Source organism: Amycolatopsis sp. NPDC028719, from assembly GCF_055565395.1.
In genome coordinates, this window is sequence record NZ_JBVHUL010000005.1 from 655,861 (window position 1) to 676,854 (window position 20,994).

Here is a 20,994-nt window from a genome sequence, read left to right on the forward strand (position 1 = left end):
CCGAACGAGGGAAGGGGTACGCATGCGCACGAGCACGAACGGCGCGCGGCTGCAGGTTTCGCCGGAGGTCGGCACCTGGCTCGCCCGGCGCAGCAGCAAAGCGGGGGACTGGACGGCGGAAGACCTGGTCGCGGCCAAGCGCGGCACGACGGTCTCGGTCGTGATCCCGGCGCGCGACGAAGAAGCCACCGTCGGCGCGATCGTCACCGCGATCCGCGAAGAACTCCACGAGCACCACCGGCTGGTCGACGAGATCCTCGTCGTCGACAGCCACTCGACCGACGCCACCGCCGAGGTGGCCGCCGCGGCCGGGGCGCGGGTCGTCGCGCAGGACGCCGTCTTCCCCGCCCTCGAAGGACTGCAGGGCAAGGGGGAAGCCCTCTGGAAGGGCGTCGCGGCCACCACCGGCGACCTCGTCGTCTTCGTCGACGGCGACCTCTACGACTTCACCACGAGCTACGTCACCGGGCTGCTCGGCCCGCTGCTCACCGACCCGTCCGTGGCCTACGTCAAGGGCTTCTACCACCGTCCGCTCAACGGCGCGGCCGGCAGCGAGCCCGAAGGCGGCGGCCGCGTCACCGAGCTCGTCGCGCGGCCCCTGCTCAACATGTTCTGGCCGGAGCTGGCCGGGTTCGTGCAACCCCTCGCGGGCGAGTACGCGGGGCGGCGCGAGGTGCTGGAGAGCATCCCGTTCGTCGTGAACTACGGCGTCGAGATCGGGCACCTCATCGACCTGGTCGAGCTGCGCGGCCTCGACGCGCTGGCCCAGGTCGACCTCGGCCACCGCGTCCACCGCCACCAGAGCACGCAGGCGCTGGGCCGGATGTCCGGGCAGATCATGCAGACGCTGTTCGACCGCCTGGAGCGCTACGACCGGCTGGTCACGGCCATCCCGCCGGCCACGATCCTGGCGCAGTTCCAGCGCGGCGCGTCCGCGGACGGCGTCGAGCGCGAACTGGTGCTGACCGACCTGACGTCGCGGCAGCGCCCGCCGCTGGCGAGCCTGCCGGTGACGCTGCGCCCGGAGAACGAACGGACCCTGCAGGACACCGCGTAGGTCACTCGGCGAGCGCGCGGGCTTCGACGGGCTGCCAGCCGGGCGGCCCGACCACGTAGCCCGCGCGCTCGCGCCACGTCCGCGCCCCGCGGAGGTCGCGCAGGATCGAGCCGTACTCGTGGAAGCCGACCTTGAGCAGGTTGTACGTCCCGATGTTCTTCGTCAGCCCGTAGGTCGGCCGCTTGCCTTCGGGCACGAAACTGCCGAACAGCCGGTCCCAGATGATGAAGATGCCGCCGTAGTTGGCGTCCAGGTACTCGGCGTCGCTGCCGTGGTGGACGCGGTGGTGCGACGGGGTGTTGAAGACGTACTCGAACCAGCGAGGCAGCTTCCCGATCTTCTCGGTGTGCACGAAGAACTGGTAGACGAGGTCGATCGAGAGGCCGGTCAGGATCATCCACGGCGGGATCCCGCACAGCGCCAGCACCGACCAGAACGGCAGCTGGAAGTACGGGGTCCACTTCTGGCGCAGCGCCGTCGAGAAGTTGTAGTGCTCGCTGGAGTGGTGCACCTGGTGCCCGGCCCACAGCAGCCGCACGCGGTGGCTGGCGCGGTGGTAGGCGTAGAAGACCAGTTCCTGGCCGAGCAGCATGAGCACCCACGTCCACCAGTCGCGCGGGTCGAACTTGACCGGCGCGAGCTCGAACAGCGCGGCGAAGACGACGAGCATCACCAGCCGGAACAGCGCGTTGACGCCGACCGCGACGGTGCCCATCAGCATGCTCGTGCGGGTGTCGGCCGGGCTGTAGCCGATGACGTTGTCGTCGTGCCCGAGCACGTGCACCGCGACGACCTCGATCGCCACGAACAGCACGAACACCGGGATCGCGAACAGCACGGGGTCGCGTAGATGCGCCAGGAACTCGGCCATGTCGCCTCCTCGGATCTGACCGGACGGTAACTTACCCTCGGGTCACTTTACGCACGGTAGGCTCTCCGGCGTGACGCAGTCAAGGGCGGTCGGGACCAAGGGGATGCCCCGCGAAGAGCGGGAAGCCCAGCTCGTCGTGGCCGGCACCGAGGAGTTCGGCCGGGCGGGCTACGCGGGCGCGTCGATGGTCGAGATCGCGCGCCGCGTCGGTGTCACGAAGCCGTTGCTCTACCAGTACTTCGGCTCAAAGGACGGGCTCTACCTGGCCTGCCTGCACCGCGCGGGCGACCGGCTGACCGAGGGCGTCGCGACGACCATGGCGGCCGGCGGCGAGCCCGAGCGGATGCCGCTGAAGGTGCTCTCGGCGATCTTCACGACGTTCGACCACGACCGGTACGCGTGGCGCCTCCTGCGCGACGAGACGGTCCCCGCGACGGGCGATATCGCGGCCGCTGCGGCCGGCTACCGGCGCCGCCTGGACGCGTTCGCCCTGCTCGGCGCGACCCAGCTGATGACGGCACGCGGGCTGGCCGACCCCGTGGACATCGAGGCGATCGCCCAGGTGTGGACCGGCGTGGTCGACTCGTTGATCAGCTGGTGGATCGACCGCCCGGACGAGGACGCGGCGGCGATGACGGCCCGCTGCGCGCGGATCATGGCGGGCCTGTTCGGCTGGTGACCCGGCCGTTGCCGGACCAAAGCCTCCGAAGGCCGCTCCCGGCCGCGCCGCTTGTCCGGCGTTCAAGACCACCGAGAGTGGTCCTCGGCAAAGCTTTTCCCGAACGGCGTAGCGAAACCGGTCCCGTTCGCGATTAATCAGGGAAGCCATCGTGTCGAGAGGTTGTCCCATGCCCGAGCCCGTCGCCCCCGTCCCGGTCGATCCCCGCCTCGCCGCGCGGTTCACCGAGGACCTGCTCGACGGCTGCCGCGTCCTGGCGAAGGACTACGGCTACCGGCCGGCCCAGTTCGAGCGGATGGTGCGCGAGCACGGCGGCGTCGAAGCGGCCCGGCTGCTGCTGCGCGGCGCCGGGACCGCCGGCGGGTTCACCGTCCTCTGGGAGAAGAACCAGCTCGGCCGCAGCTCCGAGGCGACCATGCTGCGCGACGAGTACGCCGAGCTGTTCACCCCCGACGAGCTCCTGCTCGCCCGGCGGCGCCTGGAGGAACACGGCTTCGACGTCGACGCCCATCTCCGCAGCATCGCCGGACCCGGCTGAGGGGGAGCAGGGCGGCAGGGGTGACCGGCGCCGCTCCGGTCACCCCCGCCGCGGCTTCCAGGCCGCCGCGCCGGACTTCCCGCGCAGCACGACGCTGCCCGCCGAGGCGCCCCTGACCGCCGTCTCGACCTGGGCCATCGTCGACGACGAGCTCAGACCGGGAAACTTCAGCCGCACGATCACGTTGTCCGGCACCGACGGCGTACCGCCGTTCTTGTCGTTGTTCGTCGACGTCAGCCACAGCCCGCCGTCCGGGGACTTCGTCACCGAGCGCAGCCGGCCCCAGCGGCCGGAGAACAGCGTCGACACGGTGCCGACGCCGGTGCCGGCGGCGTTGATCTGCGTGGCGAACATCTGCTGCCCGGTGACGCCGGCGATGTAGATCCAGTCTTTGACGATCTCGAGCCCGCTCGGCCCGGCCTGCGACGTCGACCACGTCTTCTTCGGGGCGATGAAGCCACTGCAGCTGCCCTGCGTGCCTTCGCAGCTGGGCCAGCCGAAGTTGCCGCCCTTCTGGATCAGGTTGAGCTCGTCCTGGCTGCTCTCGCCGAACTCGGCCGCCCACAGCTGGCCGCGGGAGTCCCAGGCCAGGCCCTGCGGGTTGCGGTGGCCGTAGCTCCAGACGTACCGGGCGTTGCCGCCGGTTCCGAAGAACGGGTTGTCGGACGGTGCCGATCCGTCCGGGTTCAGCCGGAGGATCTTCCCGTTGAGCGAGCTCTTGTTCTGCGCGTTGTCGCTGTTCTTCGCGTCGCCGACGGTGGCGTACAGCTTGCCGTCCGGGCCGAACTTGATCCGCCCGCCGTTGTGGTAGCGGTTCTTCGCGATCCCGGTCAGCACCGGCGTCGACGTCGAGGACAGCGTGGTGCCGTCGTAGGTCATCTTCACGATCCGGTTGTCGCCGGATGTGGTGTGGTACAGGTAGATCGCGTGGTCGGTGGTCCAGTTCGGCGAGATCGCCAGGCCGAGCAGGCCGCCTTCGCCGGTGGTGCCGACCGCGCCCGGCACCTTGCCCAGCGTGGTCTTCTGGCCGGACGGCGTCACCAGCAGGATCTCGAACCGGTCCCGCTCGGTCACCAGCGCGTTGCCGTTCGGCAGGAAGCCCACCGACCAGCCGAGGTCGACCTTCGCGATGTCCTTGTCGTACTCCGGGATGCCGCCCGCGCCGCCCGGAGCGCTCGTCTTGGCGGTCACCGCGTTGCTCGCCGCGGAGCTGTTGCCGTCGGGGTCGCGTGCCTTGACCGTGAAGGTGTACGAGGTGTCCGGGGTCAGGTTCGTCACGGTCGTCCCGAGCGACGTCGTGGTCGCGACCTTCGTGGCGCCCTGGAAGACGTCGTAACCGGCGACCGTGCCGCCGTTGTCGGTGGAAGCGTTCCACGCCAGGGAAACGCTGTTCGCGGTGACGCCGGTGGAGCGCAGGTTGCCCGGCACGCTGGGCGGGGTGGTGTCGTCGCTCGGCGGCGTGGTGAAGGTGACCACGTTGCTCTGCTGCGACGGGTTGCCCGCGGCGTCGAACGCGCCGACCGAGATGTCGTAGGCGGTGTTCGGAGTCAGGTTGTCGACGGTCGCGCTCGTCGTGGTCCCGTCGACGGTCTCGAGGATGTTGCCGCCGCGGTTGATCTCGTAGCGCACGACGCCGACGTTGTCGGTCGCGGCGGTCCAGGAGAACGTCGCCGCGGTGGGCAGGATGGTGCTCGCCTTGAGGTTCGACGGCGGCGACGGCGGTTCGCCGTCGCTCGGCGCGGTGAAGGTGTCGGTGAGCTTGTCCGCGTTCGGGCCGCCGTTCGCGGTGGTCGCCGTGGTGCGGATCTTGTTTATCCCGGCGGTGAGCTGGACGGTCGCGGTGACGGTCTTCCACGTCGTCCACGCGCCGGTGGCGGGGAAGTCGACGGTGCCCTTGTCGCCGCCGTCGACGATCAGCTTCACGGGCCGGTTGTCGGTGGTTCCGTTGGCGTAGCGGAAGGTCAGGGTGTGTGTGCCCGCCTGCGCGGCGTTCACGGAGTATTCGACGTAGCTGCCGGCGACGTTGTCGAAGTTGACGAACCCGGTGCCGGAGTAGCCGGCGTGGTTCGATTCGACGGCGCCCTGGGAGACCACGGCGTTCTCGGACTCGTAATCCGTTGCGGCGGCTGCGAAAGCGCTTACCGGGCTGAGCGCGGTCAAGCCGAGCGCCGCGACGGCGGTACCGGCCAGTACCACGCGCCACGGGGGACGGGGTGCCACTGGGAGCCTCCTGCGTGGGTCGGGGGACAGGGGGTGACCGGGGCGGAACTGGTCGGCGGACCACCGGAACTGGATCTGATAGTTAGGAAAGTTTCCTATCTATAGGAGGGATCTCACACCCTTCGAGCGGGCCGTGTCAATACTCGACACGGACGCTCACCCCTGGTGAAGAAGGGTTTCCCGCTCACCGGTGCGCGTCCCCGCCTCGTGGGCCACCAGCGCCCCAATGTGGCATTGGGTGCGTGGGACGCACCGAACGCCACATTGGGTGCGTCTGACGCACCGAACGCCACATTGGGGCGCTGGGCCCGAGTGGCGAGCCGGCCGAGCGTGGTCTCAGCCGACCGTCGCCGCGGTTTCGCCCGCCCAGTCGCGCGGAACCAGGAAGGACGCCAGTTCCGCTTCCGGGCTCCCCGGCTCCGGCGTGAAGCCGGACTCCCACCGGGCCGACGGCGGCAACGCCAGCAGGATCGCCTCGGCGTCGGCCCGCGCGGCGGACGCGGCGCGGAAGAGTGCCGACTCGACGTACCGGCCGCGGCGGTGGAGCTGCCACTGCCGCTCGCGCTCACCGTGCGGAAGGTCGCGCCGCCGTCGCACGATCGGCAGGTACGCGGGCGCGATCGTGGCGATCCCCGCCGCCGTGAACGCGGCTCCGCGCCGCCAGCCGTGCGGGCCGGCCGGGCTCAGGTGGTCGAAGGCGATGCCGCCGAGCCCGTGCGGCTCGTCGCGGTGCGGCAGCCGGAACCGGTCGTCGGCGGTGCGCTTCGCCTGCGCGTGGAACGCCGGGTCGAGCGTGTCGCAGTGGTGCCTGAGCACCCGGTGGAAGTGCGCCGCGTCCTCGGCGAAGCCGTAGCACGGGACGAGCTCGACGGCGCCGCCGAACCACCAGGTGTCGCCGGATTCGCAGTACCGGAAGTGCGCCTGGAACGCCGGCACGTGCGGGTTGCGCGGGTGGATCACGACCGACAGCCCGCTGGTGAAGAACCCGCCGTCGGCCGCGGCCGTCACGCAGACCCCGGCGCGTTCGAAGGCGTCCCCGCCCTCCAGCAGGCGCGTCCGGCCCCGGCCGAACCGGGCCCCGCCGTCGAGGCGTTCCAGCTCCGCGACCAGCTCGCGCTGGCCGGAGTTCATGATCGCCTTGACGGCGTCCCGTCTGCTGTCCTCACCCGAAAGCATGGCCCCCACCCCCACCGGCAGGGTACCGCGAAAACCAGGTCAGCCGGCGATCTCGGCCCGCGCGATGACCTTGGTGATCTTCGCCCGGACGAGCGATTCCTCGGGTACGGCGTTGCGCTTGCCGTACTCCTCGGCCCGCGCGGCACCCATGTACCGGCCACCGAGCCGGGTCGCCCAGTCGAGCATCTCCTCGAAGTCGTGGGTGAGCCGCGCCTCGGCGGTGAACTGCACGTAGGAGTACGGCGGTTCCTGGTCGTCGACGACGAGGGAGATCCGCGGGTCGCGGGCGATCGCCTTGCCCTTGAGGGTGTCGGTGCCCGTGGTGAAGACCAGCTCGTCGCCGTCGGGGCCCTCGTCCAGCAGGAACCAGATCGGGGTGACGATCGCGGCACCGCCGGCCCGGACCAGGCCGAGCTTGCCCGTCCGGGTCCCTTCGGAGGCGAACTTCCACCACTCTTCGCGGCTCATCTCACGCATGAGGGGGACGTTATCCCGTCACCCGAGCGTGCGCAGAGGGTGGCCGACTAGCCTGGCCAGCTGTGCGAGACGACGACAGGGCCGCGACGGGACTGGCCGACGAGGGGCTGACCCGCCGCCTCAAGGCGCTGGCCTGCACCGCGCCGCTGCACGACCTCGACGCGCGGAAGGCGAAGCTCGACTGGGCCGACGCCACGATCTACCAGATGGCCGAGATCGCGCTGCACACGATCGACCAGGTCACCATCGCGATGGACTTCGACACCGGCGCCGGCCACGACGAGGTCATCGACCGGCTGCTGCCGTTCATCGCGCAGCAGGCGCCGTCGCGGATGCCCGAGGAGCACGTCCGCGTGGCGAAGTGGGTCCTCGACAACCTGATCAACGTCGGCACCACCGAACGCGGCTTCCGGCGCGTCTACGGCTCGATGGGCCCGGGTGGCTACCAGCGGCGCCAGTTCGACTTCAAGCTGCTCGTCGAGCTGGCCGCCCGCGACGGCGAGGTCTACCTGCGCGCCACCGACGAGGCGATCAACGTCCTCGTCGGCGCGCTGGACACCGACGTCGAGTCGGCCCAGATCGCCGCCGAGGTCAAGCTCGAGAACCTCATCAACCGCGGTCGCCTCGCCGACGCGAAACTGGCCGCCGAGCAGGCGCGCTACCGGACCGTCCAGTACGGCGAGACGCTGCGCGCGAAGCTCGACGCGACCCGCCGCGACGTCCGGTCGGTCGACTGGGAACGCGAGGTCCCGGAGCTCCTGGACAGCGCGCTGAGCCACATCGAAGCCCGGTTCCGCGCCGAGAACGCCATCCTCAAGAACATCACCACCGCCCGCGACGAGACCGAGGACCTCGACCGCAAGCGCCGCGCCGCCGAGCTCGTCGACATCGTCGGCGACTGCATCCGCCGGCACACCCGCCTGCAGTCCCGGCTCGCCGACGCGGGCGCGGTGTTCCGCGCCGAGCAGGACCGCCAGCAGTTCTCCGGCCCGCCCCAGCGCGCGACCCTGGATCTCTTCGGCCAGCTCCTCGTGCCCACCCTGGGCCTGCCGCTGGCCGACGCCGTCGCGCCCGCCGAACACTTCTTCCACGCCGTCGCGGGCATCACCGCGCCGGTCGTGCCGTCCCTGTCTTCCCTCGTCTCACTGCTGCTGCGCCCGGCCCCCGAACGCGACCAGCTCGTCGGCGAGATCCCCGAGCCGGAGCTGATGCCCGCCGACATCACCGACAAGTTCGGCGACGACGTCTGGCGCGCCGCCGACGAACTCCTCGACCTGCCCGAGGTCCCGCGCCGGCTGTCCGGCCTGCTCGAAGAAGCCCGCCGCAGCCGTCAGCCCGGGCTCCCGGCCCTGGTCGCGCTGCGCGCGGTGCACGCCTACAGTCCCGGCATCGGCGCCGCCCGGCGCCAGGGCGACCGCTCGGTCCTCCTGGCCGTCGACGACGGCACGCTGCTCGACGACCCGGACTTCGGCGGCGCCGACCTGCTCCTGTCCACCGCCGCCGTAGAGCGTGCCGACGAAGAAGAGGAAGTCGCGTAATGGCGCTGTCCCACAGCAGCGTGGACGCCGAAGCCGCGGCCCGGCTGGTCGCGTTCGGCATGCGGCCGAAGCAGCTGCCGGCGCGTGACGTCGTCTACGGCGACCTCGTGCGCCGCTACGGCGAGGACAACGCGTTCAAGGCGCTCACGCACGCCGTCGCCGCCGGGCTCGGGCTCATGGTCCTCGAGGTCAACCAGCAGGCCGGCGCGGTCCTCGCGGCCACCGACGAATCCGTCTTCGAGATCAAGATGGACTCCTACGCCCGGCAGGCCAAGATCCGCGAGCGCCGCGAGACGGAGAAGGTCCTGCACGGCCTCATCCACCTCGCCACCGCCGCGCTCGGCTACCCGCGCCCGGACGACCTCGCCAACGACACCTACATCGGCCGCGTCAGCGTCGAGCAGGTCGACGCGATGGTCCGCGAAGCCGCCCGCATGCTCGACGAGCGCGCCGCGGCGGCCGAGGCCAACAACGACCCCCTGGCCGACGCGCCCGAGCTCGAACAGGCCTGGCGCGCCTACGCCCGCCGTCCCGCGGCCGCCGCCACCAAGGACGGCCGGCTCGCCGCCGACACCACCCGCGGCATGGTCAGCCGCGCCCTGCGCTTCCTCGCCGACCAGGGGTTCCTGGTCCCGGTGAGCGACGAGCAGGGCGGCACCTACCGGACCACGCCGCGCTACCAGATCCAGGTCCGCGAGCTCGCGGCCGACGCCGCCTTCGACGACCTGCTCGCATTGGACGTCGTGGCCGTCGCGAACGACGGCGGCTCGTTGCGCGCGGCCGCGTCGGACACGCTGTAGAGGGGAATCGATGTACGAGCTTTCGCGGGTCCGCCTGCATTCCGTGGGCCCGGCGGGCGCCCGGTACCAGGACGTCGTGCTCGACTTCAGCGGTGTCGGCGCCAAGATCACCGCGCCCCAGCAGGACGCGCTGTTCAGCGCCGGCATCCACGCGACCGGGCCGGCCGAGCTGCGCCGCCCGTCCCCGGCGAGCGTGCTGTTCCTCGAGAACGGCGGTGGCAAGTCCGTCCTCATCAAGCTGATCTTCTCGGTCATGCTGCCCGGCCGCCGCCAGGTCGTCGGCACCACGAGCACCAAGGTCCTCGAGAAGTTCGTGGCCGCCAAGGACGTCTCGCACGTCGTGCTGGAGTGGCTGCACGTCGAAAGCGGCCACCGGATCATCACCGGCAAGGTCTCCGAATGGCGCGGGCACGTCGTGTCCGCCGACTCCGAGAACCTCGCCGACTCCTGGTACTGCTTCCGCCCGACCGCCGCGCTGGGGCTCGACTCCCTGCCGATGACCCAGGACGGCCGGCTGCTCACCATGTCCGGCTTCCACGACAAGCTCGCCGCCGCCCAGCTGGCCGAACCCGAGCTGGAACTGTCCTGGACCCGCCGCCACCACGAGTGGACCGGCCGGCTCGACGGGCTGGGCCTCGACACCGAGCTGTTCCGGTACCAGCGGGCGATGAACGCCGGCGAAGGCGAGGCGGCGGACGCGTTCGCCTTCGGCACCGACGACGCGTTCGTCGAGTTCCTGCTGCGCGCGGTGATCTCCGAGGAGGAGCCGAAGGACCTCGCCGAGGTCGTCGCCACGTACGCGAACAACCTGGCGCAGCGCGGGGATCTCCTCTCCGAACGCGACTTCGTGGCCGGTGCCCTGGACCTGCTGGGGCCACTGGCCGCCGAAGAAGGCGTCGCCGCGGAGTCGCGGAAGATCGCCGAGTCCGCGAAGGCCGACATGGCCGCGCTCGCCGCCCGCGTGGTCGCGCGCAACGAGCTGGAGAACGCGCGGCTGTCCGGGCTCGAGGACCACGTCTCCGAGGTCAAGTCCGCGGAGAAGCTCGCCGAGGGCGACCACCGGCGGCTCGCCGCGGCCGTCACGGAGCTGCGCCGCCTGGTCGCCGTGCTGCGCCTGGACGAAGCCCAGGAGGCCCGCAAGCGCGTCGACGCCGAGCTCGCCGAGGCCAAGACCGCGGCCGAGGCCTGGCGCGAGACCGCGACCGTGCTCAACTCCCTCAACGCGGCCCGCAAGGCGAAGGACCTGCGCGAGCTGGTCGGCAGCCGGGAGGAGAAGGCGCGCCCGGCGCTGAAGGCGCGCAACGACGCCGCTTCGGCGCTCGCTCGCGGGTTGCACGCGCTGGCGCAGGACGCCCAGCGCCAGGCCGACAAGGCCGAGGCGCACGCGGGCGCGTTGCGCGCCGAAGCCGAGAAGGCGCAGACGGATCGCGACGAAGCCGCGAACCTCGCGGCCGCCCGGCGCGCCGAAGCGCGGGGCCTCACGGCCCGGATCACCGAGCTGCGCGAAGAAGTCCAGAACGCCGTACGCGCGGGATTGCTGCCTTCGGGTGCGGACGTCGCCGAAGCGTCCCGCGCCGCCCGTAGCGCCGCCGAAGCGGCCACCGCCGAACTCGCGCGACGCGAACAGGAACTCGACCGCGTCGCCGCGGATCTCCAAGCGGCGCAACGGGCCGTGAACGAGGCGCACCAGCTCGCGGGCACCACCCAGGACCGCTTCGAACGCGCCACCGAGGACCTCGACCGGGCCCACCGCCGCACCGACGCGCTGGCCGCCGAGGGCCGGCTGATCGAGCTGCTCGGCGCGGACGACGTCGCGTTGGAGAGCGACCTCCCGGTCCTGCTGGAACGGCTGCGCGAGGCGAGCGCGGCCGTCGAGAAGGAGCAGACCGCGCTGCGGATGGAGGAGTCCGCCGACGAACGCGCGCTGGCCGCGCTCGGGTCCGGCGGGCTGCTGCCGCCGCCGGAGGACGTCCAGGCCGCCCTCGACGCGCTGGAAGAAGCCGGGATCACGGCGTGGTCCGGCTGGCGGTATCTGTCCAAACTGGACGCTTCGCGGCGGGCCGAGGTGCTGGAAAGCCTGCCGCAGCTGGTGTCCGGCGTGCTGCTGAACGACGCCGCGCACGCCGATCGCGCCCGCGAAGTCCTGACGAAGCGACGGCTGCTGCCGAGCGCGATCATCGCCGTCGGCACCACCGAGGCCCTGCAGGCCGAGGTCCCGGCCGCTCCCGGCGTCGAGTTCCTCGTGCCGCCGAACCCCGCGATGTACGACGAAGAAGCCGCCGACGCCGAGCGGGAAGCCGTCGCGCGACGGCACACCGAGCGGCAGCGGCGCCTCGAAGCGTTGTCCGCCAAGCTGTCCGCGGACGGCGCGTTGACGTGGAAGCTCACCACCTGGCGCGAGGACTACCCGCCCGGCGCCGTCGCGACCCTGGCCGAGCAGGCCCAGGCCGCCCGCACCGCGCGCGAGACCGCGCGCACCGCACTGGAGCAGGCCGACGCGGAGTTCGCGCGGCTGAGCGAAAAAGCGGCGTCGCTGCGCGAGCGCGTCCCCGAACTGCGCGCGGCCGCGGCCGAGGCGGAGGAACGCGCCCGGCGGCTCGGTGAGCTGGGAGCCCGCAGCGCGCGGATCGCCGAATGGACCGAAGAGGTCGAGCGCGCCACCGAGGTCGCCGAGCGCGCCGACCTGCAGGCCGCCGACGCGGCGGCCAAGGCCGCGCGGCTGCGCGAGCAGGCGGGGGAGGAGCAGCGCACCGCCGACGGTCACCGTCGCACCGCGACGACCGCGCGGGCCGAACTCGCCGAGGTTCCGGGCGCGGCCGAGGCTTCGGCGGGCCCGGTGCCGCCGGAGCCGGTCGACGCCTTGCGGCGGACCTACCTTTCGGCGTCCGAGTCGTACGCGAAGGTCGAGGTCGGCAGCGACCTGCGGGCCGAGCTGGAACAGGCGGAGTCCGCCGAAGCGGCCGCGGGCTCGGCCGTGGAGTCCCTGGACGAGGCGGTCCGCGTCCGGGCGGCCGAACTGCTGGAGACGCCGGACGGTTCCGACGCTTCCGCCCGCGCGGCCGCGTTGGCGCGCGCCCGCCGCGTCGTCGACGGCCTGGAGGACGAGCGCACCGAGGCCATCGGGCTCGTCTCGACGCGGCGCGCCGAGCTGGACGCGCTGCCCCTGCAGAACGGTGCCACCGGCGAGAAGCCGCGGGACATCGAGCACGGCCTGGAGCTGATCGACGCGGCAGGCCTGGAGGCGTCGGCGGCCGCGCGTAAGTGGGAAGAGCTGCAGGAACGCCGGGCCGCGGCGGAAGCGACGCTCGAGTCGGCTCGCACTTCGGCGTCCGGGTTCGCGCTGCTCGCCGAGTCGATGGCCCACCTGGTCACCGATAGCGATGCGGCGGCCTACGACGGCGACGTCGAGACCGCCCGCGCCCAGCACAGCCGCCTCAACGCGACGCTCGGCCAGGCGCAGGAAGCCGCCGACGCGGGCGACCGCCGGGTGCGCGCGGCGGCCGACCAGCTCGCGCAGTACGCGACGGAGAAGCGGTTCGAGAAGCTGAGCACGCCGGTGCGCCAGCAGGTCATCTCGGTCAAGCGCGACCAGCTGCCCGCGCACGCCGCCGAGTGGGCCGAGGCGCTGCGGCCGCGGCTGCGGTCGCTCACCGACGACCTCGCGCAGATCGACCGGCACCGCGGCGGCATCATCACGCGCCTGCAGGGCATGGTGGACGGCGCGCTCCGGACGTTGCGCTCCGCCCAGCGAGTCTCTCGGCTGCCCGACGGCCTCGGCGACTGGTCGGGGCAGGAGTTCCTCCGCATCCGCTTCACCGAGCTGGAGGACAACGCGCTCGCCGAGAAGCTCGGCGAGGTCGTCGACGAGGCCGCCGTGGGCAAGACCGCCGACGGCCGCGACGTCAAGCGCGACGGGCTTTCCCTGGTGCTGCGCGGAGTCCGGGCCGCGGCGCCCAAGGGCTTCCGCGTCGACATGCTCAAGCCGGACTCGGTGCTGCGGACCGAACGCCAGCGCGTCTCGGAGATCCGCGACGTGTTCTCCGGTGGCCAGCAGCTCACGGCCGCGATCATCCTGTACTGCACCCTCGCCGCGCTGCGGGCCAACAACCGCGGCAAGGCCCGCAACCGGCACTCGGGCGTGCTGTTCCTGGACAACCCGATCGGCCGCGCGTCGGCCGGGTACCTGCTGGAGCTGCAGCGGGCGGTGGCCGGGGCGCTGGGTGTGCAGCTCATCTACACGACGGGCCTGTTCGACGCGGGTGCGCTGGCGGAGTTCCCGCTGATCGTGCGGCTGCGCAACGACGCCGACCTGCGGGCCGGCCGCAAGTACCTGTCGGTGGACTCGACGATCCGCACCTCCCTGGACGACCTGGGCGACCCGGACGGCGTCGCGCGGCTGTCGGCGACGCGGATGTTCAGCCGGCCGGCCGAGCAGGATTCCGCTGAGGACGAACAGACGGCCTGACGGGAACATCTCCCGCGGTTCCGTGGTTGCCCGGCGCATGACGAACCTGGGGGCGCTGGGCGCCACGTTGGGCACGACCGGACCGGAGACCGTCACGGTCGCGGCCGAGCTGGAGGAGCTGGGGTACGCGACGCTCTGGCTGCCGGGCGGGCAGGGCAGCAACCTGCCGCTGATCACCGAAGTGATCCACGGGACCGCCGAGATCCCGGTGGCGAGCGGCATCCTGCCGGTCGACCGGGTGCCCGCCGCCGACGTGGCGCGGGCGTACGCGGACCTGCCGGCCGGGCGGTTCGTGGTCGGCCTCGGCGGCGCGCACGGCCCGCGTCCGCTGGCCACGCTGAACGACTACCTGGACGAGCTCGACGACACAGTGCCTGCGTCCGAGCGCATCCTTTCCGCGCTGGGCCCGAAGATGCTGGAGCTGTCCCGGGATCGCGCGTCCGGTGCCTACCCGTTCCTGGTGACGACCGACTACGTCGCCTCGGCGCGGGAGATCCTCGGCGCGGGCAAGCAGCTGGTGGTCCTGGTGAGCGTCGTCGCGGAGGCCGACGCCGGTGCCGCCCGCGAGCGTGCTCGCGAAGGTTCGCTGCGGTTCCTGGCCGGGATGCCGGGCTACGCGAACAACTTCCGCCGCATGGGCTTCACCGACGCCGACATCACGGATCTCTCGGACTCCCTCGTCGACGGCCTCACCGTGCGCGGCGACCTCGACACGGTCGTGGCCCGCCTGCGCGAGTACCGGGCGGCGGGGGCCGACCAGGTCGTCGTCCCGGCCGGTGACCTGCCCCGCGAGTGGTGGCCGGCGCTGGCGGAGGCCCTGCGGTGACCTCGGCCCGGGCCCGCGGGCTCACGCACGGCGTCCCGGCGGAGGTGTCCCTGCAGGACGCCCTCGCCGCGGTCGCCGATCCCGTGCGCCGCAGCATCCTGCGCTCGCTCGCCGAGGTCCCGGAGTGGACGAAGGCGTGCGGCACGTTCGACCTGCCGGTGGCGAAGGCGACGCTCAGCCACCACTTTTCGGTACTGCGCGCGGCGGGCCTGATCGAGCAGCGCGACGCGGGCCCACGGCGGTTGAACCGCTTGCGGCGCCCGGAGTTCGACGCGGCGTTCCCGGGGTTGCTGGACCTGGTGCTCAGTCACCCCGGCCGGTGAAGGCGAGGGTGGCGCCGAGGCCGATCATGACGAGGGTCGAGGATGACCTTCACGAGAGCCACGGCCGCACGCCCGGCGAAAGGGAGACTCATGGCCAGGAACAGCAAAGAGCACCCGATGGGGTTGGTGCCCGACGACGAGTTGCTGACGCGGGGCGAGGCCGGCAGCTACACGAGTGAAATCGTGTGGCGCAAGCAGATGCTCCTCGAGAGCCGCCGTCAGACATTGCTCTTGACGGAGATCCGGGACCACTTCAAGTCCTGGGCCGTCGAGGAGTAGGCGCTTCTCGCGGCAAGGGCCTGCTTTCCCTCGAACGCGGCATCGCTGGTGCTCAGTCACCCCGGCCGGTGAAGGCGAGGGTGGCGCCGAGGCCGATCATGACGAGGCCGCCGGTGCCGCCGACCGCCTCCAGGCGCTTCGGCGAGCGGGCGAACCACGCCCGGGCGGTGCCCGCCACCAGCGCCCAAGCGGAGTCGGTCGCCAGCGCGATCGCCGGCAGGCACAAGCCGAGCAGCAGCATCTGGACCGCGACGGACCCGGCGCCCGGGTCGACGAACTGCGGCAGCAGCGCCGCGAGGAACACGATCGACTTCGGGTTCGCGAAGCCGACGACGAACCCGTCGCGCAGCACCGCCAGCACGCGGCCGGGCTTGGCGGGTACCTTCGCGGCCATCGCGTCGGTGAGCTTCCTGCGGTGCCGCCACGCCTGGACGCCCAGGTACACGAGGTAGAGCGCGCCGGCGATCTTGATCGCGGTGAAGACCGCGGCCGACGTCGTCACGAGCACGCCGAGGCCGAACGCGACCGCGACGACCTGGGTGTAGACGCCCGCGGAGTTGCCCACGACGGTGAGCAGCGCGTCGCGCCGCCCGACCGTGAGCGCGCGGCTGATGGTGAAGAGCACGCTCGGACCGGGGACCACGACCATGAGGAACGTCAGCGCGGCGAAGGCCGCGAAGTGCGCACCGGAGACCATTCCGCGAGCGTAAACGGCCCCTGGCCGGGCGACCAGGCGTTTTTGTCGGTGCCGGGTGGTATCAACAGCGGGTGCCTCCGAAGATCAGCACCCAGCACCGCCGGGCCCGCCTCGCCGTCCGGCACCACCTGGCCGCGCCCGCGGCCACAGTGGAAGACGCCGTCGCCGGGGTCGTCGCCCTGCACGCCACCGACCCGGCGACCGTCCACCTTTCGGCGTGCGCGAGGCTCGCTTCCCCGGCGATCGCCGCGGTGGAACGGGCCTTGTACGAAGAACGCACCCTGCTGCGGCTGCTGGGCATGCGCCGCACGGTCTTCGTCACCGGGCTGGACACGGCGGCGCTCGTGCAGGCCGCCTGTTCCGCGGACATCGAAGTCAAGCAGCGGAAGCTCCTGGAGCAGCACCTGGGTCAGCAGGGGCACCCGGAGAACGTGCCGGAGCCCGCGAACTGGCTGCGGGACGTCGAAGCGTCGGTCGAAGCGGCGCTGCGGGCCCGGGGTTCGGCGACGGCGCAGCAGCTCAGCGAGGACGAGCCCCGGTTGCGGCAGCAGCTGCTGATGGCGGCGGGAAAGCCGTACGAGGCGATCGGGAACGTCACCAGCCGGGTGCTGTTCCTGCTCGCGGCGGGCGGCCGGATCGTCCGCGGGCGTCCGCGCGGGAGCTGGATCAGCACCCAGTACGTCTGGCATCCCCTGGACGAGTGGGTACCCGGATTGCCGGCGTGGGACGCGGAGGACGCGCGGGCCGAGCTGGCGCGGAGGTGGCTGCGCGCGTACGGCCCGGCGCCGGTCTCGGACCTGCGGTGGTGGACGGGCTGGACGGCGAGCCAGACGAAGAAGGCCCTGGCTGTGGTGAAGCCGGCGGAGGTCGACCTCGACGGCGTGCCGGGAGTGGTGCTGCCGGACGACCTCGAGCCGGTGCCGTCGCCGCCGCCGTGGGTGGCCTTCCTGCCCGCGCTGGACCCGACTCCGATGGGCTGGCAGGACCGCGACTGGTTCCTCGGCCCGCACCGCGCGGCGCTGTTCGACCGCAGCGGCAACATCGGCCCGACGGTCTGGCTGAGCGGCCGCGTCGTCGGCGGCTGGGCCCAGCGCGCGTCGGGGGAGATCGCGTTCCGGCTGCTGGAGGACGTCGGGAGCGAGTCATCGGCCCTGATCGAGGCGGAGGTGGAGCGCTGCGCCGGGTGGTACGGCGAGGTCCGGGCGGTGCCGCGGTTCCGCACGCCGCTGGAGCGGGAACTGACGGGATGAGCCGTCACTGGATCGGTCGAGTCATCGACCTCACGTACCGCCCGCAGGCTTGCGCGGAGACCCCCGTGGAAGCCCCGGTTCCGGGAGATCCACTGAACCGTTCCAGTGGCTCGCCGACGTCGCCACTCGAACCCTCGGGCGTACCCGGTCCTCCCAGCGGAAACAGGAGGATCGCGGGCCTCGCCGGTCCGTCGTGGTCCAGGTGTCGATCACGTGAACCCGGTCCCGTTTCCGGCCCCGGCTTCTTAATCGATTCTTGACCCGTTCGCCAAGTGGTGGAAGTCTCGTCAGGGCAGTCAGGGACGCGCATGCCCGCACGCTAGGGTGACCGCGAGCCCGCAAGTCACGGCCGGGCCTCCCGGCCGATCCTCAGAGGAGTGGCAGCAGTGACCGTTCGCGTAGGTGTCAACGGCTTCGGCCGCATCGGCCGCAACTTCTTCCGCGCCGTGCAGGCCAGCGGCCAGGACATCGAGGTCGTGGCCTTCAACGACCTCGGCGACGTCGCCACCATGGCCCACTTGCTGAAGTACGACTCCATCCTGGGCCGGTTCCCGGGTGAGGTCAGCGTCAGCGACGAGGGCATCGTCGTCGACGGCAAGACCATCAAGGCCCTCGCCGAGCGCGACCCGGCCAACCTGCCCTGGGGCGAGCTGGGCGTGGACGTCGTCCTCGAGTCCACCGGCTTCTTCACCAACGCCGACGCCGCCAAGGCGCACATCGCCGGCGGTGCCAAGAAGGTCATCATCTCCGCGCCCGCCAAGGGCGAGGACCTGACCGTCGTCCTCGGCGTCAACGACGACAAGTACGACGGCTCGCAGGTCATCATCTCGAACGCGTCCTGCACCACCAACTGCCTCGGCCCGCTGGCCAAGGTCCTCCACGACGCCTTCGGCATCGAGCAGGGCCTGATGACCACGGTCCACGCCTACACGCAGGACCAGAACCTGCAGGATGCCCCGCACAAGGACCTGCGCCGCGCCCGCGCCGCCGCCCTGAACGTCGTCCCGACCTCGACCGGCGCCGCCAAGGCCATCGGCCTCGTCCTGCCGGAGCTGCAGGGCAAGCTGGACGGCTACGCGCTGCGCGTCCCGATCCCGACCGGCTCGGCCACCGACCTCACCGTGACGCTCTCCAAGGCCGCCACGGTCGAGGAGATCAACGCCGCCTACAAGGCCGCCGCCGAGGGCCCGCTCGCGGGCATCCTGCGCTACTCGGACGACCCGATCGTGTCGGCCGACATCGTCACCGACCCGGCGTCCTGCATCTACGACGCGCCGCTGACCAAGGTCATCGGCAACCAGGTCAAGGTCGTCGGCTGGTACGACAACGAGTGGGGCTACTCCAACCGCCTCGCCGACCTGGTCACCCTCGTCGGTTCGAAGCTGTCCTGAACCAGATGAGCGTCAAGAACCTCGACGACCTGCTGGGCGAGGGCGTTCAGGGCCGCTACGTACTCGTGCGTTCCGACCTGAACGTCCCGCTCGACGGGGATCGCATCACCGACGACGGCCGGGTCCGCGCGGCCCTGCCGACGATCAAGAAGCTCGCCGACGCGGGCGCGAAGATCGTCGTCACCGCGCACCTCGGCCGCCCGAAGGGCGAGCCGGACCCGAAGTACACCCTCGCGCCCGTCGCGAAGCGGCTCTCCGAGCTGCTCGGCGCCGAGGTCGCGCTGGCCGGTGACCTGGTGGGCGAGTCCGCGAAGGCGCTGACCGGCGGCCTGGCCGACGGCGGTGTCGTGCTGCTCGAGAACGTGCGCTTCGACGCGCGCGAGACCAGCAAGGACGCCGCGGACCGCTCCGAGCTGGCCGCCGAGCTGGGCGCGCTCGTCCCCGGCGGCGCGTTCGTTTCCGACGGCTTCGGCGTCGTCCACCGCAAGCAGGCCTCGGTCTACGAGGTGGCTTCGGTGCTCCCGGCGTACGCGGGCGGCCTGGTGCTGGCCGAGCTGGACGTGCTGAAGAAGCTGACCGACGACGTCCAGCGGCCGTACGTGGTCGTGCTCGGCGGCGCGAAGGTGTCCGACAAGCTCGGCGTCATCGCGAACCTGCTGACCAAGGTCGACCGGCTGCTCATCGGCGGCGGCATGGCGTACACGTTCCTCAAGGCCCAGGGCCACGAGGTCGGCAACTCGCTGCTGCAGGCCGACCAGCTCGACCAGGTGAAGGGCTTCCTGGCCGAGGCCGAGAAGCGCGGCGTCGAACTGGTGCTGCCGGTGGACGTCCTGGCCGCGACGGGCTTCGCGGCCGACGCCGAGCACGAGGTCGTCGACGCCACCGCCATCCCGGCCGACCGCGAGGGCCTCGACATCGGCCCGCGCACCCGCGAGCTGTTCGCGAGCAAGCTCGCCGACGCGCGGACGGTGTTCTGGAACGGCCCGATGGGCGTGTTCGAGTTCGAGGCCTTCTCCGGCGGCACCCGGGCCGTCGCGGAGGCGCTCGTGAAGAGCGACGCGTTCACCGTGGTCGGCGGCGGCGACTCCGCGGCGGCCGTCCGTCAGCTCGGCCTGCCCGAGGACGGCTTTTCGCACATCTCCACCGGAGGCGGGGCCTCGCTCGAGTACCTCGAAGGCAAGGAACTGCCGGGCGTGAGCGCCCTGGAGGAGAAGAACTAGTGGCACGCAAGCCGTTCATCGCCGGCAACTGGAAGATGAACCAGAACCACCTCGAGGCGATCGCGCTCGTCCAGAAGATCGCCTTCGCGCTGCCGGAGAAGTACTACGCGAAGGTCGACGTGGCGGTGCTGCCGCCGTTCACCGATATCCGCAGCGTGCAGACCCTGGTCGACGGCGACAAGCTGTCGCTCACCTACGGCGCCCAGGACATCGCGCCGCAGGACTCCGGCGCCTACACCGGTGACATCTCGGGCCTGATGCTGGCGAAGCTGGGCTGCAAGTTCGTCACCGTCGGGCACTCGGAGCGGCGCGAGTACCACGCCGAGACCGACGAGCTGGTCAACAAGAAGGTCAAGGCCGCGCTCAAGCACGGCATCACGCCGATCCTCTGCATCGGGGAGAAGCTCGAGGTCCGCGAGGCCGGCGAGCACATCCACCACACCACGACGCAGCTGATCGAGGGCCTGAAGGGCCTCAAGGCCGAACAGGTCAAGGACGTGGTCGTCGCGTACGAGCCGGTCTGGGCGATCGGCACCGGCAAGGTCGCCTCCTCGGCCGACGCCGAAGAGGTCTGCAAGGCCATCCGGGCCACCCTCCAGGAGAAGTACGGCGACGACATCGCTTCGTCCGTCCGGGTGCTCTACGGGGGATCGGTCAAATCGGGCAACATCAGCGAGCTGGTGGGCTGCGAGAACATCGACGGTGCCCTGGTCGGCGGAGCGAGCCTCGACGGCGAGGAGTTCACGAAACTCTGTGCACTCGCCGCGGGCGGGCCGCTGCCCTGATCGAGGCCACGACCGGGTAACCTGTGTATCCGGTCCGTCACACAGCAGTGGACGAGTCCAGGGGTACGGTGGTGGTCGGAAACGACCATGCCGTACCCCTGCATTCACCTAGAGCCCAAGGGATGACATGAAGCTGTTCCTGCAAATCCTGTTGATCGTCACCAGTGTCTTCCTGGTGGTCGCGGTGCTGCTGCACCGGGGCCGGGGTGGTGGCCTGTCGTCGCTGTTCGGCGGCGGGATGCAGTCGAGCCTGGCGGGGTCGAGCGTGGCCGAGAAGAACCTCGACCGCATCACCCTGCTGCTGGGCGCGGTCTGGCTGATCAGCATCGTGGGCCTGGGTCTGCTGCTCAAGGTGTGAGGCGTCCGGCGCCCCACCGTCGATCGCGACCGGGTCACGACGGC

General features: G+C 71.6%; 19 protein-coding genes. 14 read left to right on the plus strand and 5 right to left on the minus strand.

Annotated elements, in window-relative coordinates; genetic code table 11:
• Nucleotides 1-22 precede the first annotated feature (22 nt).
• On the plus strand, nt 23-1,057 hold the full coding sequence (locus ACZ4TR_RS26370; RefSeq protein WP_465289448.1) for a glucosyl-3-phosphoglycerate synthase: 1,035 nt from the start codon (nt 23-25) through the stop codon (nt 1,055-1,057).
• Between the two features lies 1 nt (nt 1,058).
• Here ACZ4TR_RS26370 and ACZ4TR_RS26375 read toward each other — a convergent pair whose 3' ends face one another.
• A complete protein-coding gene (locus tag ACZ4TR_RS26375; protein ID WP_465289449.1) occupies nt 1,059-1,928 on the minus strand; it encodes a sterol desaturase family protein in 870 nt (289 codons plus the stop codon).
• Nucleotides 1,929-1,998: 70 nt separating this feature from the next.
• Between ACZ4TR_RS26375 and ACZ4TR_RS26380 the strand changes: the two genes are divergently transcribed.
• Entirely contained in the window at nt 1,999-2,607 is a 609-nt protein-coding gene (locus ACZ4TR_RS26380; RefSeq protein WP_465289450.1) for a TetR/AcrR family transcriptional regulator, read from the plus strand.
• Between the two features lie 169 nt (nt 2,608-2,776).
• Nucleotides 2,777-3,145 carry a hypothetical protein gene (locus tag ACZ4TR_RS26385; RefSeq protein ID WP_364518921.1) on the plus strand — a complete coding sequence of 123 codons (369 nt, stop codon included), beginning with the start codon at nt 2,777-2,779 and terminating at the stop codon, nt 3,143-3,145.
• 39 nt (nt 3,146-3,184) lie between these two features.
• On the opposite strand, the gene ACZ4TR_RS26390 is transcribed toward ACZ4TR_RS26385, so the two are convergent.
• The 3 genes from ACZ4TR_RS26390 to ACZ4TR_RS26400 all read right to left on the minus strand — a co-directional run bounded on the left by ACZ4TR_RS26390 (nt 3,185) and on the right by ACZ4TR_RS26400 (nt 7,018).
• Nucleotides 3,185-5,365, minus strand: coding sequence for a PQQ-dependent sugar dehydrogenase (locus tag ACZ4TR_RS26390; RefSeq protein WP_465289451.1), 2,181 nt, complete (start codon nt 5,363-5,365; stop codon nt 3,185-3,187).
• Nucleotides 5,366-5,701: 336 nt separating this feature from the next.
• The gene (locus ACZ4TR_RS26395) at nt 5,702-6,541 is read right to left on the minus strand and encodes a coproporphyrinogen III oxidase (RefSeq protein ID WP_465289452.1); all 840 of its coding nucleotides are present in this window, start codon (nt 6,539-6,541) and stop codon (nt 5,702-5,704) included.
• Nucleotides 6,542-6,580: 39 nt separating this feature from the next.
• Complete coding sequence (locus ACZ4TR_RS26400) at nt 6,581-7,018, minus strand: PPOX class F420-dependent oxidoreductase (RefSeq protein WP_465289453.1); 438 nt, start codon at nt 7,016-7,018, stop codon at nt 6,581-6,583.
• Nucleotides 7,019-7,080: 62 nt separating this feature from the next.
• Between ACZ4TR_RS26400 and ACZ4TR_RS26405 the strand changes: the two genes are divergently transcribed.
• From ACZ4TR_RS26405 to ACZ4TR_RS26430, 6 genes are all read left to right on the plus strand, one after another.
• The gene (locus ACZ4TR_RS26405) at nt 7,081-8,556 is read left to right on the plus strand and encodes a hypothetical protein (protein ID WP_465289454.1); all 1,476 of its coding nucleotides are present in this window, start codon (nt 7,081-7,083) and stop codon (nt 8,554-8,556) included.
• Nucleotides 8,556-9,356 carry a hypothetical protein gene (locus ACZ4TR_RS26410; RefSeq protein WP_284747237.1) on the plus strand — a complete coding sequence of 267 codons (801 nt, stop codon included), beginning with the start codon at nt 8,556-8,558 and terminating at the stop codon, nt 9,354-9,356. The genes ACZ4TR_RS26405 and ACZ4TR_RS26410 overlap by 1 nt, the downstream gene beginning before the upstream one ends.
• A 10-nt stretch (nt 9,357-9,366) precedes the next feature.
• Nucleotides 9,367-13,821, plus strand: coding sequence for a coiled-coil domain-containing protein (locus ACZ4TR_RS26415; protein WP_465289455.1), 4,455 nt, complete (start codon nt 9,367-9,369; stop codon nt 13,819-13,821).
• Between the two features lie 37 nt (nt 13,822-13,858).
• Nucleotides 13,859-14,647: a TIGR03620 family F420-dependent LLM class oxidoreductase gene (locus ACZ4TR_RS26420; protein ID WP_465289456.1), complete on the plus strand. Its 789-nt coding sequence runs from the start codon at nt 13,859-13,861 to the stop codon at nt 14,645-14,647.
• Nucleotides 14,644-14,970 carry an ArsR/SmtB family transcription factor gene (locus ACZ4TR_RS26425; RefSeq protein ID WP_465289457.1) on the plus strand — a complete coding sequence of 109 codons (327 nt, stop codon included), beginning with the start codon at nt 14,644-14,646 and terminating at the stop codon, nt 14,968-14,970. Before ACZ4TR_RS26420 ends, ACZ4TR_RS26425 begins: the two co-directional genes overlap by 4 nt.
• Nucleotides 14,971-15,060: 90 nt before the next feature.
• Nucleotides 15,061-15,249 (plus strand): hypothetical protein, encoded by a 189-nt coding sequence (locus tag ACZ4TR_RS26430; protein WP_465289458.1) that lies wholly within the window; start codon nt 15,061-15,063, stop codon nt 15,247-15,249.
• A 52-nt stretch (nt 15,250-15,301) separates the two neighbouring features.
• Here the strand turns inward: ACZ4TR_RS26430 and ACZ4TR_RS26435 are convergent, their stop codons facing one another.
• Complete coding sequence (locus tag ACZ4TR_RS26435) at nt 15,302-15,946, minus strand: LysE family translocator (protein ID WP_465289459.1); 645 nt, start codon at nt 15,944-15,946, stop codon at nt 15,302-15,304.
• 71 nt (nt 15,947-16,017) lie between these two features.
• Here ACZ4TR_RS26435 and ACZ4TR_RS26440 point away from each other — a divergent pair, with 71 nt between their 5' ends.
• The 5 genes from ACZ4TR_RS26440 (at nt 16,018) to secG (ending at nt 20,950) form a co-directional block, all read left to right on the plus strand.
• Nucleotides 16,018-17,196: a winged helix DNA-binding domain-containing protein gene (locus ACZ4TR_RS26440; RefSeq protein ID WP_465289460.1), complete on the plus strand. Its 1,179-nt coding sequence runs from the start codon at nt 16,018-16,020 to the stop codon at nt 17,194-17,196.
• Between the two features lie 386 nt (nt 17,197-17,582).
• Nucleotides 17,583-18,587: a type I glyceraldehyde-3-phosphate dehydrogenase gene (gene gap, locus ACZ4TR_RS26445; RefSeq protein ID WP_465289461.1), complete on the plus strand. Its 1,005-nt coding sequence runs from the start codon at nt 17,583-17,585 to the stop codon at nt 18,585-18,587.
• A 5-nt stretch (nt 18,588-18,592) separates the two neighbouring features.
• Entirely contained in the window at nt 18,593-19,807 is a 1,215-nt protein-coding gene (locus tag ACZ4TR_RS26450; protein ID WP_465289462.1) for a phosphoglycerate kinase, read from the plus strand.
• Entirely contained in the window at nt 19,807-20,592 is a 786-nt protein-coding gene (tpiA, locus tag ACZ4TR_RS26455; protein WP_465289463.1) for a triose-phosphate isomerase, read from the plus strand. The genes ACZ4TR_RS26450 and tpiA overlap by 1 nt, the downstream gene beginning before the upstream one ends.
• Before the next feature lie 127 nt (nt 20,593-20,719).
• Nucleotides 20,720-20,950: a preprotein translocase subunit SecG gene (gene secG, locus ACZ4TR_RS26460; protein ID WP_086845181.1), complete on the plus strand. Its 231-nt coding sequence runs from the start codon at nt 20,720-20,722 to the stop codon at nt 20,948-20,950.
• Nucleotides 20,951-20,994: the final 44 nt, after the last annotated feature.